The organism is Rhodococcus sp. NPDC056960 (assembly GCF_042674125.1).
Lineage (GTDB): Bacteria > Actinomycetota > Actinomycetes > Mycobacteriales > Mycobacteriaceae > Rhodococcus_F.
Window position 1 is genome coordinate 354,725 of the sequence record NZ_JBHURF010000006.1, and the last position, 13,097, is coordinate 367,821.

The 13,097-nt window shown below is 63.3% G+C and carries 13 protein-coding genes and 1 pseudogene; 6 read left to right on the plus strand and 8 right to left on the minus strand.

Going from position 1 to position 13,097, the window contains the following annotated elements; genetic code table 11:
* The first annotated feature begins 22 nt into the window (after window positions 1-22).
* A complete protein-coding gene (locus tag ACFTWF_RS12295; RefSeq protein WP_378461475.1) occupies window positions 23-259 on the plus strand; it encodes a hypothetical protein in 237 nt (78 codons plus the stop codon).
* An 89-nt stretch (window positions 260-348) separates the two neighbouring features.
* On the opposite strand, the gene ACFTWF_RS12300 is transcribed toward ACFTWF_RS12295, so the two are convergent.
* Window positions 349-1,503: a LuxR C-terminal-related transcriptional regulator gene (locus tag ACFTWF_RS12300; protein WP_378461476.1), complete on the minus strand. Its 1,155-nt coding sequence runs from the start codon at window positions 1,501-1,503 to the stop codon at window positions 349-351.
* Between the two features lie 128 nt (window positions 1,504-1,631).
* Here ACFTWF_RS12300 and ACFTWF_RS12305 point away from each other — a divergent pair, with 128 nt between their 5' ends.
* From ACFTWF_RS12305 to ACFTWF_RS12315, 3 genes are all read left to right on the plus strand, one after another.
* Window positions 1,632-2,435, plus strand: a complete 804-nt coding sequence (locus ACFTWF_RS12305) for an MBL fold metallo-hydrolase (RefSeq protein WP_378461477.1) — start codon at window positions 1,632-1,634, stop codon at window positions 2,433-2,435.
* Between the two features lie 328 nt (window positions 2,436-2,763).
* Window positions 2,764-3,066: a putative quinol monooxygenase gene (locus ACFTWF_RS12310; RefSeq protein WP_378461478.1), complete on the plus strand. Its 303-nt coding sequence runs from the start codon at window positions 2,764-2,766 to the stop codon at window positions 3,064-3,066.
* A 56-nt stretch (window positions 3,067-3,122) separates the two neighbouring features.
* Window positions 3,123-3,656 (plus strand): putative immunity protein, encoded by a 534-nt coding sequence (locus ACFTWF_RS12315; RefSeq protein ID WP_378461479.1) that lies wholly within the window; start codon window positions 3,123-3,125, stop codon window positions 3,654-3,656.
* Window positions 3,657-4,654: 998 nt separating this feature from the next.
* On the opposite strand, the gene ACFTWF_RS12320 is transcribed toward ACFTWF_RS12315, so the two are convergent.
* Window positions 4,655-5,410 (minus strand): SDR family NAD(P)-dependent oxidoreductase, encoded by a 756-nt coding sequence (locus tag ACFTWF_RS12320; RefSeq protein ID WP_378461480.1) that lies wholly within the window; start codon window positions 5,408-5,410, stop codon window positions 4,655-4,657.
* A gap of 362 nt (window positions 5,411-5,772) precedes the next feature.
* Between ACFTWF_RS12320 and ACFTWF_RS12325 the strand changes: the two genes are divergently transcribed.
* Together ACFTWF_RS12325 and ACFTWF_RS12330 are read left to right on the plus strand one after the other, a co-directional pair.
* Window positions 5,773-6,999 carry a PucR family transcriptional regulator gene (locus ACFTWF_RS12325; RefSeq protein WP_378461481.1) on the plus strand — a complete coding sequence of 409 codons (1,227 nt, stop codon included), beginning with the start codon at window positions 5,773-5,775 and terminating at the stop codon, window positions 6,997-6,999.
* Window positions 7,000-7,307: 308 nt separating this feature from the next.
* The gene (locus ACFTWF_RS12330) at window positions 7,308-7,700 is read left to right on the plus strand and encodes a hypothetical protein (RefSeq protein WP_378461482.1); all 393 of its coding nucleotides are present in this window, start codon (window positions 7,308-7,310) and stop codon (window positions 7,698-7,700) included.
* Window positions 7,701-8,278: 578 nt separating this feature from the next.
* On the opposite strand, the gene ACFTWF_RS12335 is transcribed toward ACFTWF_RS12330, so the two are convergent.
* The 6 genes and pseudogenes from ACFTWF_RS12335 to ACFTWF_RS12360 form a co-directional block, all read right to left on the minus strand.
* Window positions 8,279-8,665, minus strand: coding sequence for a DMT family transporter (locus ACFTWF_RS12335; RefSeq protein WP_378461483.1), 387 nt, complete (start codon window positions 8,663-8,665; stop codon window positions 8,279-8,281).
* 372 nt (window positions 8,666-9,037) lie between these two features.
* The gene (locus ACFTWF_RS12340) at window positions 9,038-9,439 is read right to left on the minus strand and encodes an MmcQ/YjbR family DNA-binding protein (protein ID WP_378461484.1); all 402 of its coding nucleotides are present in this window, start codon (window positions 9,437-9,439) and stop codon (window positions 9,038-9,040) included.
* Between the two features lie 27 nt (window positions 9,440-9,466).
* Window positions 9,467-10,282, minus strand: a complete 816-nt coding sequence (locus ACFTWF_RS12345; protein ID WP_378461485.1) for an alpha/beta fold hydrolase — start codon at window positions 10,280-10,282, stop codon at window positions 9,467-9,469.
* 134 nt (window positions 10,283-10,416) lie between these two features.
* On the minus strand, window positions 10,417-11,883 hold the full coding sequence (locus tag ACFTWF_RS12350) for an APC family permease (RefSeq protein WP_378461486.1): 1,467 nt from the start codon (window positions 11,881-11,883) through the stop codon (window positions 10,417-10,419).
* Between the two features lie 25 nt (window positions 11,884-11,908).
* Window positions 11,909-12,841, minus strand: a complete 933-nt coding sequence (locus tag ACFTWF_RS12355; protein WP_378461487.1) for an alpha/beta hydrolase — start codon at window positions 12,839-12,841, stop codon at window positions 11,909-11,911.
* 131 nt (window positions 12,842-12,972) lie between these two features.
* Window positions 12,973-13,097: pseudogene (locus ACFTWF_RS12360) on the minus strand (ketol-acid reductoisomerase); the annotation flags it as partial.

Genomic DNA, 13,097 nt, shown 5'->3' on the forward strand with positions numbered 1-13,097 from the left:
GTTTCTCGGGAAGGACGCACTGATGAGTGAACAAGATGCACGTTCGGTGACGGGTATTCGGGACAAGGACTACAACCTGATCTGGTTCGTCGAAGCGTCACTGAGCAACGCCCTGCGTCTCGAGGGCTACATCTCCGATGCCGACATGGACGGCGATGCCGAGTTGGCCGACTTCTTCCGCCGTGCCCAAGCCGTCAGCAGGAAGGGTGGCGATCTGGGCAAGGCGATGCTGGCCGCCCGCCTGAAGAAGGAAGAGTAGACGCCCGCTTCTGGCTTCGGCCCGGATCGGGACCCGTCCGCATCTCGGCCGACCGCCACCGTGTGCCCGGGTGGCCGGTGAAAACCGGTCTACCCGGGTTCGCTGCTCGGCGGGGGCCAGGGACCGCCCCGGACAGGCCTGCCCGCGGCGGTCCTCTTCTCGTTGTCGCGGAACCGCGGTTCGTAGTGCTGGAAGAACACCTTGCCGACCAGGTCCCGTCGGCTGTGCACGCCGGTCTTGTCGAAGATGCTCTTCAGGTGTTGCTGCACGGTGTGCGCCGACACGTGCAGTTCGGCGGAGATCTGCGACGTCGACGCCCCCTGCAACACCCTCGACGTGACCTCCTTCTCGCGTTCGGTCAGCCCGTAAGCCGACATCAGCAGCGGATACAGCCGACTCGGATGTGCCGGCTCCACGATCACGGCGATGCGCCGCGTGCCCGTCGACGTGAGGCATGCGCCGTGCAGCACCAACCACGCACCCGACTGCGACAGCACTCGGGAGACGGCCACGTCGCCCAGCCGGTCGCGGTCTTCCACACAACGCAACACCCGACCGGCGAGCGTGATCACCGCCGCAGGCAACTCACCCCGGTCCCAGTCGCCACCCGGCAGATCCGTCATCCACCGGTCGACCCCGGGGGTCGCGGATTCGATGTTCCAGTTCTCGTCGAGGACGAGCAGACCCGGCGAATCGGCATATTCCGGTTCCTCGGCCTGTCCGTACAGCAGTGCGCGGCGGGCACCGCCGGCGAGGACCGGCGCGATCTCCTGCACGAACGACTTCTCGGTTTCCGAGAACATCGGCATCCCGTCGTCGCGATAGAGACTCAGCGCTCCCCACGTTTCTCCCGACCGCGTGCGTAACCGTGCGATCAACTCCTGGTCGCCGCCGAGCGTTCGGTTCCGGCGCCATCGCGGGCTTGCCGACGGATCTCCCTGCGCGGCTTCGTGCAACGTGGAAATCCCTTTGGCGGACCGCATCACGTCGGGGACGGTCTGGACGTCGTCCTCGTAGTACTCGGCGGCCAGCCAGTCCCCGGGGAACTCGTCCATGCCGAAGTGATAGTGACTGGTCATCAGCAAGGACACGGGGTCGAGGGTGAACCAGCACGGCGTCCAGTAGTACGGGACGACCCCGGCGACGACGTCCGACGCCTCCTGCCACAGCGAGACCAGGCCCCGTGGGGCCGCGCACAATCGTTCGAGCTTCGCTGCTGCGCATTGCGCGGAATCCACGCTCACGAGTCAATCGTACGAGCGCGGATCGGCGGCGGAAATACCAGAATTGTGGAATGGTGCGCCGCCTCCACCGCTCATAACGTCGATGACGAGCCAGACCGCGACAGCCACGAAGAGCGAAAGGCAATGTCATGCGTATCAACAAAATCCGACGCGACATTACGGTACTCGCCGACGAACTGGAGGTGCCGGGCATCGGGCACCTACCAGCGAACGCGTATGTTCTCCAGGCCGCCGAACCTGTCGTCGTCGACACCGGACTCAGCTTGCCCGGGCGCGGCTTCATGGAGGCCCTGGGATCGGTGCTCGACCCCGCGGACGTCGAGTGGATCTGGCTGACGCATCCGGACCGCGATCACACCGGCGCACTGTTCGACCTGCTCGACGCGGCGCCGCGTGCCCGCCTGATCACGACCTTCGCGGGCGTCGGCATCCTGTCGTGCGCACGGCCCGTCCCCATGGACCGGGTCTACCTGCTCAATCCGGGCCAATCCCTCGACGTCGGCGATCGGACGCTGACCGCCCTGCGTCCGCCGCTGTTCGACAATCCCAGCACCGTCGGCTTCTACGACGACCGCAGCGAGGCCTGCTTCTCCTCGGATTGCTTCGGAGCGCCGATGGAGACCGCCGAACTCGCCACCGCCGACGACGTCGGGTATTCCGCACCCGGCGCCATCCGTGCCGCGCAGCACCTGTGGGCCACCGTCGACAGTCCCTGGGTGCACCTGGTGGACGAGGCGAAGTTCCTGCAGACCGTCGCCGGGCTCCGAACGCTCGACCCGCGATGGATCCTCAGCACCCATCTCCCGCCGGCGGACGGACACACGGCCGAGTTCCTGGACATGCTCGCCGAGGCACCGAAGTCGGACCCATTCATCGGGCCCGACCAGGCCGCACTCGAGCAGATGCTGGCCGGTTTCGAGCCAGTCGGGTGAGGTCCGGGGCAGAAAAAACCGCCGGCACCTAGTGGTGCCGGCGGCTTCTCTGCGACGGTGCCGTCATATCGCCTCTCGGCAAGTGGTCGCTCTCGGCGACGAATTTAATGTGGTACCCGGGGTATGTCCGACACCGTCGACGCGTACAACTGTACCGCCCTCGGAGATATTCCGCCCCTCTGGTCGAAGATGGGAGCATGGCGGGCGAAGCCTTTGGCCGTTCCGATGAATTTTCCGCGGGCGTGCTGTCTGTACTGGACGAGAGGTGCCGCGTGTCCCGGGCCGGGCCACGCCCGACCGCTGGACACGCCAGGAAGAGGAGCGAACCATGGTCATCGTCGCAGGACACATCACCGTCGAACCGCAGCAGCGCGAGTCCTACCTCGCGGGCTGCGTAAGTGTCGTCGAACAGGCACGCGCCGCCGCGGGCTGCCTCGACTTCGCCATCACCGCCGACCTGATCGACCCCGGCCGCATCAACGTCTTCGAGCGTTGGGAGTCTCGGGCGGCAGTCGAGACCTTCCGCGGTAGCGGCCCCAGCGACGAGCAGGGCGCGGCCATCCTCTCGGCGTCGGTCGCGGAATACGACATCGCCGATTCACGGCCCTTGGCCGGGGACGACGCAGCCTGAACGCCGTCGTGAGGCCGGACCAACGCCGAGCCGACGAAGTGGTCGAAGATGGGAGGATGGCGGGAGAAACGAGCGAGATCGTTCTGAGCACGCAGGAGCTTCGCGAGGTCACCGCGTTCGCCGCGGCGTGCGCGGAGGTAGTGCTCGGGATATTCGAGGCCGATCAACTGGACGACCCACGGGCGCGAGACGCGATCGGTGCCGCGTGGGAGTTCGCGCGGGGTGGCGAGCGTGGGAAATCTCTGCGGGACACAGCGTGGGCGACGCTCACGGCAGCCAAGGGCGCGCACACCGCGGCCGCGCGCGAGGCGGCGTGGGCCGCGATGTCCGCGGCGGGCGCCGCCTACCTGCATCCGCTGGCCAAGGCCACCCAGGTCAAGCACATTCTCGGAGCGGGTGCTCATGCGGCCAGAGCAGCCGAGCTCGTCGCCGGTGACGATCGTACCGTCGGCGCCGAACAGATCGAGCAAGCGGTCCGTCGTGCGACACCGCTCGTCGTCGACGTGCTCGGACGTTTCCCGGTGGCACCGGGTGGCGGCGGACGGGTCGGTGAGTTGGTCCGCATGCTGGACGCGAACCTCCGCGGCTGATCGTTGCTCATGGATCGGCCGCGACCCTCGGTTCACCGGAGGCGGATCTACGACGATCTCCGGCGTGACCGGTGCGATATCGACCCGCTTGTTCGGATGTCCAGACACCTTGATGCGCGGCACATTCAGCATGCCCGCGATGGCGCGATTGTGCGCTCCCCTGCGTCGTACTCCCGCCGGAACTCCGCCAGCACCGACCGCATCCCGACATGGCGCAGCCTTCGGCGGTCGCGGTGTCGATGCCCTGCCCGAGCACGTTGAGGCCGATACCGCGCAGCTCGGCGCCGAGCGTGATAAGAAGCAGCATCGTCCGTCCGAGCCGGTCCAGCCGGATGATCGACGTGGATGGTCGGGGTTCTCGACTGCGCTGGAGAAGCGCGCATAGCCGATCATCATGTGTCGACATGACCCCTGGGTGGGGGCTTTTCGATATAGTTTTTCGAAATGGGTTGTCGACGAATATTTCTCGGCAAATCTGTTGTTTAGGTCTGTGTCGGATAAGGATCGATTCTCAACAGGCAGTCAGCGTCAGCGCGGTGTCTGGTTCAGGAGTCACGTCCGAGCCGTACAGCATCCCAGCAGTGAGAACTGAGTTTGCGTATATCGGGCCCGCATGTTGGTCACGTCGGCCCGCTGGTCGAGCACGGTAGCGGCGTACCGCCTCATCGAGTCGTAGCTTGTAGTCGGCGGAGGCGATGCCGAAGGCTGTGTGGATGTGCTGGTCTGAAGGGCCACCGATCGGCGCCCACAGAACGGCGAAGTCGAGGATGTCATAGTCGGTGGCAGCGCTGTCGACGGCCCAGGGTCTCGCTGAACCTTGACGGGGTGTCGATCTCGCGAACGAATTGTGTCTACTCATGCAATGTATCTCGGTAGATGGTTGGTTGATTGGGCGCTTACCCTGACGCCGGAACAAAGGATGGCCGCGTGGGCTCCGAGTTCTAGGATCAGGACCGCAGGTAGGGGGCGCTGACCGTCGGGTGCATACGGGAGCAATCTCAGATGTTGAGCACACCTGCCGCCATCAGTCCGCCATCCACTGGGAGTGTGTGTCCGTTGATAAACCCGGCGTCGTCCGAGGCTAGGAAGGCGACGGTGTCGGCGATTGATTCTGGCCTGCCGTAGTGGCCTGCGGGGACGAGTCGGCACAACTCCCGCCGTGTGGCTTCCGTGTGGAGCTTCTGCGCCAACGCTGTTTCGATGGGACCGGGCGCAACGGAGTTCGCCGTAATACCGTAGGACGCGAGTTCGATCGCTATCTGCCGGGTGAGCCCATCGATGCCCGCCTTGGACGTTCCGTAGGCGGTCCTGCCGACTCCCGCCCGCATTCCGCTGATCGAGCTGATATTCACGACCCGACCCCAGCGGTGCAGCAACATCAGTTGTGTCGCGCGCTGGCTGCAGCGGAACGCCCCGGTCAGGTTGATGCTGAGGGTTGTCTGCCACTCGTCATCGGGGAAGTCCAGAAAGCTGTGAGTCTTCGCAACTCCTGCGTTGTTGACGAGGATGTCGCAACGCCCGTGATCTCGCGCCACAGCGCCAAACGTTTCGTCGATCGAGGCCAGCTGACCGACGTCCATTTGCAGCGCCTGGGCGCTGAATCCCAGCGCCTGGATCTTGGCGGTAGCTTCCTCCGCCGCGTGCAGATCGCGATCGGTCAGGACGACATGGTGACCGTCTTGGCTGAGCCGTTCGGCAATGGCGGAGCCGATCCCGGCGCCGGCGCCGGTGACAACTGCGAGTCGCTGTTCCATTGAGAGTCCTATCTGGTTGTGACTCCGCGGTTTCGAGCCATTGCGGTCCGATTCCATATGGTGTCTTTGGTTTTTTCATGGGCTGTAGAAACAGTCGGGTGGAGGTCCCCAGGGCACCGCCTTCGGATCGAATGCACTCTCGACCGTTCTGAGCACAGAGGTCGAGCCCTGGATGTGCAGCGCTGGTGGCCCTGCCGCCTGTCCGACGCAGTGTTCGCCGGTGATCGTTTCCCTGAGTTCGAGCCTGTCGGCGAGGACGACTTCGAGTATCGATCCGAGAAAGTTGCACGACACCCGCGTACCGTCGCAAGGTTGAGCGGGCGATTCCACGTTATGTAGAAAAGAGCAGGAGAACCCCATCGATGAGCACCGCGATGTCTGTCGGCAAGGAAGTACAGGCGATGGTCGAGTCTCTTGCGGACCAGCTGGGGAGGTCGGTCGTGATCGTCGACCCTTCGATCCGGCCCCTCTACATCAGTCGGCACTTTGGTGACGAGGATCCTGCTCGAGTCCGCTCCATGCTCCAGCGTGGTCCCAGCACTGAAGTTCGCGATCACATCCTCGCGCAGGGAGTGGCAAGGTGGCACGAACCGAGGACGATCGAAGGCAACGCCGCACTCGGACTGAAGCCACGACTGTGTGTACCCCTGCACGGACCGGGGTGGCTGTTGGGCCTGATGATGGTGATCGATGCCAACCAGTCGTTGACCCACTCCGAGATCGACCACATGGCCAGGGTGAGCCGGGATGTGGCGGCGCAGATCTACTCGGATTCCCTCGCGGCGGATCCACAACAGTTCGAGCGGCGGAGGGCCCTTCGCAGCCTGCTCGGCGCTGAGGTGACCGACCGTCAGTCGGCTCTTCAGCACTTCGGCGAGCACCGCGAGTGGCACGACGCGGAGCAATCCACAGTGGTGGTCATGCAGGTCAGCGCATCTGCGCAGACGATCATTCCGGTCGAGGTTGCGCTTCAAATTGCGGTCGAGACCGTGTGCCGGGGATCGCAACCCTGCGCCTACTACCTCGACAGCAACCATGCCACCCTCTTGCATCTGACGGACCAACCGTTGCGGACGGCGGAGCTTCGCGAGCGGGTCGAGCGAGTCAAAGCGGACCTTCAACGGCTGCTGGGAGCCGGCGCCACAGTGGCGATCGGAATCGGCTCCGGCGCCGGCGGCAGAAGCAATGCCTGGCACACGCGACATCGGGCGACGATCGCTCTTCGGGCGGCTACGCGGTTGAGCAGGTTCGAAGACGGGATCGCATTCTGGAACGAACTCGGAGTCGACGCCGTACTGCTCGAACTACCCGACGATGCGCTGGCATGGTCGATACTTCCCACGCCAGTTCGCGCGCTCGTCGACCATGGCCCCAGTGGAAAATTGATCGACACACTGAGGGCATACCTCGAGCACGGAGGCTCCGTCTCACGCACCGCTGCGGCTCTTCACTTGCATCGAACATCGCTGTACTACCGACTCGACCAGATTCGAAGCCTCACCGAGCTCGACCTCGAGGACGGGGAAGACAGGTTGCTGTTGCATGTAGGTCTCCACCTACTCGACATGCTTGCCCGGCCGGATCACTAAACCCTTTTCGACAAAATGTCGGAAATTCTGAGGGAAGGTTCCTCCGGTTCGTGGTGGTTCAGCTCACGTTGGTGGCAGCAAGCTTGGTACGTGAGATCGCGTGCAGTCCCCAGACCTGGACACAGCTAGGCCAGCCTCGCTCCGCTCCGGCTTCACTGCATAAGCAACGCGGCACCGGGGCCGAGCAAATTTCCGTTGCACTCCTCCCCAAACGGGCACTTTCGCATCCGAAGCCGCCCGCACAAGGTGACCTGCGTTCCACCGGCAACCAGTCCCGAACATCGATCTGACAAGGAAGAGGATTCGAAATGCGCTATGAGGTCAACAGTTCGGGAGTTCCCGTACTTCTGCTTGATTCCATCAGTGAGATCCTTCCCGACGATACGAACAAGATTGTGGTCGCTGGATCACACGGCTCACAGAACGTTCCCCGGTACGCGCTCAGCGTTCCCCTGCGTGGCGCAGTCTTCAATGACGCGGGGGTCGGTAAAGACCAGGCCGGAGTGGCGTCATTCGGCATCTTGAGTAACGGCGGACTTCCTGCTGTGGCGGTCTCCCACAACACCGCCAGAATCGGTGACGCCCAGGATGTCTACGAGAACGGGATCATCTCCACCGCGAACGAGTTGGCTACGGACCTGGGCGCAGAGCCTGGAATGACAGTGGCCGACTACATCGCACTCGTGAACGCCACACGATGACGTAAGACCGATCCGGTGCAGTTCAGACGGTGGCACACTCAGAGCAGGATGCTGTAGTGCCGTGCGCGACAACCCGACACGCCAGCTCGCAGAGCGGGCACTCGTCTCCGGCGTCGTTCCCGTTGGAGACCTGTTCGAGCTTGGAACGACGCTGCCCAGCGATGATGGCGAAGGCAGCGGTCAACCGTTCCTTCTGACTGCATCCTCCCCGCAAGGGCTGCGGGTGTTCCATTGCACCTGGCCATCGAGGAAGGTGTGACCGCAATTGTCAAGACGCAGTCTCCCGTGTTCACCAGGTAGTTTCCACCGACATGAAGGTCCCGCACCGAGTATCTGGCGCGGGGCCTTCATGCGTGTGGCGGGATGCGGGTCGGTCGCCTGGGGGGCAGGTCACCGGCGGCGCTCGATGTGTGGCGTTGGCCAGGCTGTTGCACGCGTACGCCGACAGCAGACCGGAGCCGCCACCGTTGGCCTTGAGTTGGCCGGCCTGGTCGCAACAGCGGAACCCGGCAGTGCGAGAACGTGGCCGCACCGAGACTTTGGCCGGTCATAGCCGGCCTTCGTACTACGCGTCGACTTCAGCTCTCTACGACGTCGTGTGCGCTTTGATCATCCAGGGTGGTATCAGACGATCCGCCGTGTCCGCTGTTTCCGAGATTCAATAGGCCGACCCCGACGATGATGAGCGCGATGCCGGCTATCGCCATACCGGACAATGTTTCTCGGAAGAGTACGACGCCCAGGATCGCGACGATCGTGGTGCCTGCGGCAGCCCAGATGGCGTAGCCGACGCTGATCGGCAAGCCGCGGTTGAGTGCCAAACCGAGCAAAGTGAAGCTGCACACGTACCCGATCACCACGAGGATCGAGGGCGGCAGCTTGCTGAAGCCATCGGACACCTTCAGCGCCATCGTCGCGACAATCTCGCAAACGATGGCTCCAACGAGCAGGACGTAGCCGATCAAGCGCCAACCCCCACGTGGTCATGACGACTGCCCAGCGTGGTCCGGCGGCAGATCCACCATCCACCCCTCAGAGCGAGTACATCGGATGTCATCGTTGTTTCTTCTCCTTCGCCGTTTCCGGTCTCGGACCCGGTGACATCGACAGTAGGTACTACGACTGTGGGGGGAATCCTTGGCGACGACAGTACGATGTAGTCGTACCACCGCGCAGTCTCGTGCAACGCCGAGACGCCGCGGTCGGTAGTTGTGTTCTCAGACATGATTTCCTTGTCTCGGATGCGGGTGCTATGGACGGCGGCCCAGCAAATGTTGCTCGCGCAGAGCGAACCTCGAGGGCCGTCGGCAGCAGAAGTCGTCCCCTGTTGCATCCGGTCACCTGCCGATCTCACCTGCATGACTTTGACCGAAGGTCGCCGGGTCGACCGGTCGTTCGGTGCGGGGAAGATTCTCCACCACAAGTAAGTACGACTCGGTTACCAATTCGTTTACCAGGGCCTTGTCGATCGATTCACCCGGCGACAACGTGATCCAGTGCCGCTTGTTCATGTGGTAGCCGGGCGTGATGTCCGCGTGGGCGCTGCGCAACGCCTCGCCGTCGGCCGGGGCAGCTTTGAGGATCACGATCGGCTCACCGGTGACCGCGGTCAGCAGCATGAACACCTTGCCCCGGACCATGTACACCTCCCATTCCGGTCCGAACGGATGCTCGAGACTTGTGCCCGGAAGCTCGTCGGCCCGCGACCTTGCGTGTTCCTGGAGCGTGGTGCCCTTCATGCTGTTCCCCTCGATCGGTGGCCGCTGTCAGTGCTGCCCGATGAAGTCGAGCAGCTGGGCGTTGAATGCCTTGTACTCGTTCAGATGGGGTTCGTGTCCACTGTGTTCGAAGACCACGAGGCTGCCGTGTGGAACGGTGTCGGCGAACCAGCGCATGCCGTCGAGTTCGTAGTACGGCGAGTGTCGGCCCGTGACGATCCAGGTGGGGACGGGGATGCGGGGCAGGACGTCGCGCCAGTCGGCGACGAAATGGTCGATCAGCAGAGGACGGGCCCTTGCCACCGGGAACTGCTCCCACCAATCCTCACCCGAGGGTCGGAGGGGCTTCACATGATCCGGGACGGCGGGTTCAAGGTCCGCATTCGACCAGTCGAATCGGAAGTCCGCGGCGTCGTAGAGGTTTTCGCCGGTGATGCCGCGAACGCCCCACTGCCAGTCCCCTTCGTTGACGATCTTCGGGGACTGATCAATCGCGACGAAGGCGGTGACCCGGTCCCATGCGTCGACGGCGGTCGAGAAGTACGCCAGGCTGACCGATACGCCCATCGAGTGACCGACAAGGACCACGTCGCGGAGGTCGAGGGTGGTGATCAGTTCGCCGAGGTCGAGGCCGAGACGGCTCATCCTCTGCCCGTGGGCGGGGGTGTCGGACCGGCCGTGCATGCGGTGGTCGAATCGGATGACGCGGTAGCCGGCCTCCACCAAGGCGTCACGCTGGAAAACCCAGCTCGACCCCTGATCTGCGAAGCCGGACGCAAACACCACGGGACGACCTTCACCCTCGTCGTCGTACCGGATGGTCACGCCATCGGAGGTCTTCAGAGGCAGGTTCGTGCCGCTCATCGATCTCTCTTTCTGTTCCGGCTCACAGCGCGTGCTCGAGCCGGCGCGGACTAAATGTGGGAAGCCGGCGTTGAGGCACGCGCCGTGAGCGCCGGCTCCCGTCTCTGACTGGGCTCAGTAGGTACGGTCTGTGCTCATTGGCGGCCGATCCGTTGATAGATGTTCGGCTTGGTGCGCTCGAGCCGCATCGCGACGAGGAATCCGCTGATGAAGGTTCCGTATACGATCGCGATGAGCAAGCCGGACAACCATGTCACGCCGCCGGTGTGTATGGAGAAGTCATTAATCGATATCACCACGGACCATCCGAATCCGATCAGCGCCACGAACGGCGCCACGAACGAGGCGAAGACGTGGCCTCTCCACTTGTCGTGTCGGGTCAGGTACACCGGTATCGCGATCGAGGTGAGGAACTGCACGGAGATACCTGTCAGTGCCGCGATCCCCAGCAGCGCGCCGTAGAACACCATCGCGTCGACCCCAGCGATGACTGCGATCAGGTTGGCGATCAACACCGCGGCGCTCACCACAATGGATGCGCGATACGGCGAACCGAATCGAGGGTGCACCGCGGCGATAGAGCGGGACACAACTCCGTCCGCGCCCAGATTGAACAGATACCGCGCCGCCACGTTGTGTGCGCAGATGATGACGGCCAACGAACTCGTCACGAGCAGAACAGTGGCGACGTCGAGCAGAAGCCGTCCGCCGAACGCGAGAATTGTCGCATCGAACGCGGCGGTACCCTCTGCGGTCGATATCGCGACGGCGTCGTCGACACCGAGTGCGTTGACAAAGAGCCACGTCGTGCCTGCGTACAGGACCATGGCGAAGGCGATGAGGCCGAACGCCGCGCGAGGAATTGTTCGCTCCGGCCGCTTCACTTCATCGCGGAACAGCACGGTCATCTCGTAACCGCCGAACATTGCACACGCAAAGAGCAGCCCGTTGGCGAACGAACCGTCGAACCAGTGCGCCGGCGAAAACGGTGCGGCGCTGAGGCCATCGGCACCGCCGCGAGCGAAAACGACGATGTCGTACACGACGACGACGGCGATCTCCAGGCTCAGAATGACGGCCATGACCTTCGCCGATACATCGATACGCAGGTAGCCCAGAATGCCTACCAGCGCCCAGATGAGGAACGCCCACACATACCACGGGAGACTGGGCCCATTGAATGTGCCGGACACGAGGGAGCCCACAGACGAGCCGGCGAACGGGAGATACCCGGTCGCGCACGTGAAGTACGCCAGGAGCATCGTGAATCCGGCACCCAGTCCCATCTTCCTTCCCAGTCCGGCGCTCACGTACGCGTAGAAGGCGCCAGGCCGCTGAAGGACGGCGGACATCCGCAGGAAGGTGGTCGCGAAGCAGGCCACGATGGCCCCTCCTACGACGAATACGAACGGTGTTCCGATTCCGTTCCCGGTCGCAACCATGATCGGAATGACGCCCATGACGACAACGAGCGGAGCATTGAACGACATGATGCTGAAGAACAGGCCGAACGTGCCGAGGGAGCCCTTCAGGGTGGTGGAGTCTTCGGCCGTCGACGAGATCGTATTACCGGACCCCGATGCGGTGGTAGTTGTGTTCACCTAAATCTCCAGTATCTCAGCTGATTTAGTAGGTCCGTGCCGTGGCTCGATGATCCCGCCACAACCATCGGAGCGTTCGAGGGAACTCGAAGCCGCCGTGACGCAATGTGTGTCCGCCTTCACCGAAGACGAACTTGTAGTCGTAGTAACTCCACTCGAGCGCGGCAGCCATCTCGCGGTTCGCCGCGACCAGATCTCCGAACACGACTCGGGCATCTCGTCGACCGGTCTGCATCCAAATGCGAATCGGCTTACGCGGGGACCGGCGAACCTCCGGAATGTGATTGTGTCCACCACGGATGTCGACGAACGACCCGCAGTGAGAGATCACATTTCTGAACACGTCCGGCCGATGCCACGCCGCAGTGAACGCCGCGTTCCCACCGGAGCTGTATCCGACGATGACGCGATCGGCGGCCTCGGAAGACACGTTGAGATGCCCTATCGCCGTGGGGAAGTACTCGTCCACCAAGAACTGAACCCAGGTGTCGTCGATCGAATCGAACTCGATGCTCCGGTTATCGGAACCGCCGAAGATGGGATATCCGGGCCCGGTCTTGCCTGCATCGATGAACAGGGCGGCAGTGAGGGGAATCAGACCCTCGGCGTTCAGATTGTCCAGCGCTGCGATGGCACCGAAGTCCGCGGCGAGGTACTCGTACGCATCCAGGAACACAATGAGCGCCAATGGAACGGATCCATCGTACTGACTGGGAACGTACAGCGTGTAGTCCCGCTCGACCCCCGGATACGACACCTCGCTTCGATGCGTGTGCTGGGTGACACTTCCCCGTGGAATACCCTCGCGCCGAAGCGAGTACGGGCTCAGACTGTGCTCGGGACGGGTATCGTCGCACGCCGCGTATCCCATGCGATCCTCGACGGTCATATTCTTGTCGGCGAACCATTCTTCGTCCGAATTGGACGGGTTTCCGGCACTACCGTGCGCAGAAGTCACCACGATTTCCCTTTCATATTCACATGCGCTACCTGTCTCTATCGATCGGCAGATGACACAACTCGGACTCGTGACCGGCTCGATGAGACGGTGTCGATGAACTGGGTGTCCGGCGGAACCGAGGCATGTGCTCAGGCGGTTTCGGTGATCGGCCGGTCGAGCCAGCTCATCAGGTCGCGCAGCTTCTTGCCGGTGACCTCGATCGGGTGCTCGGCGTTCGCCTTGCGCAGGCCCTCGAGTTCGGTGTTGCCGTTCT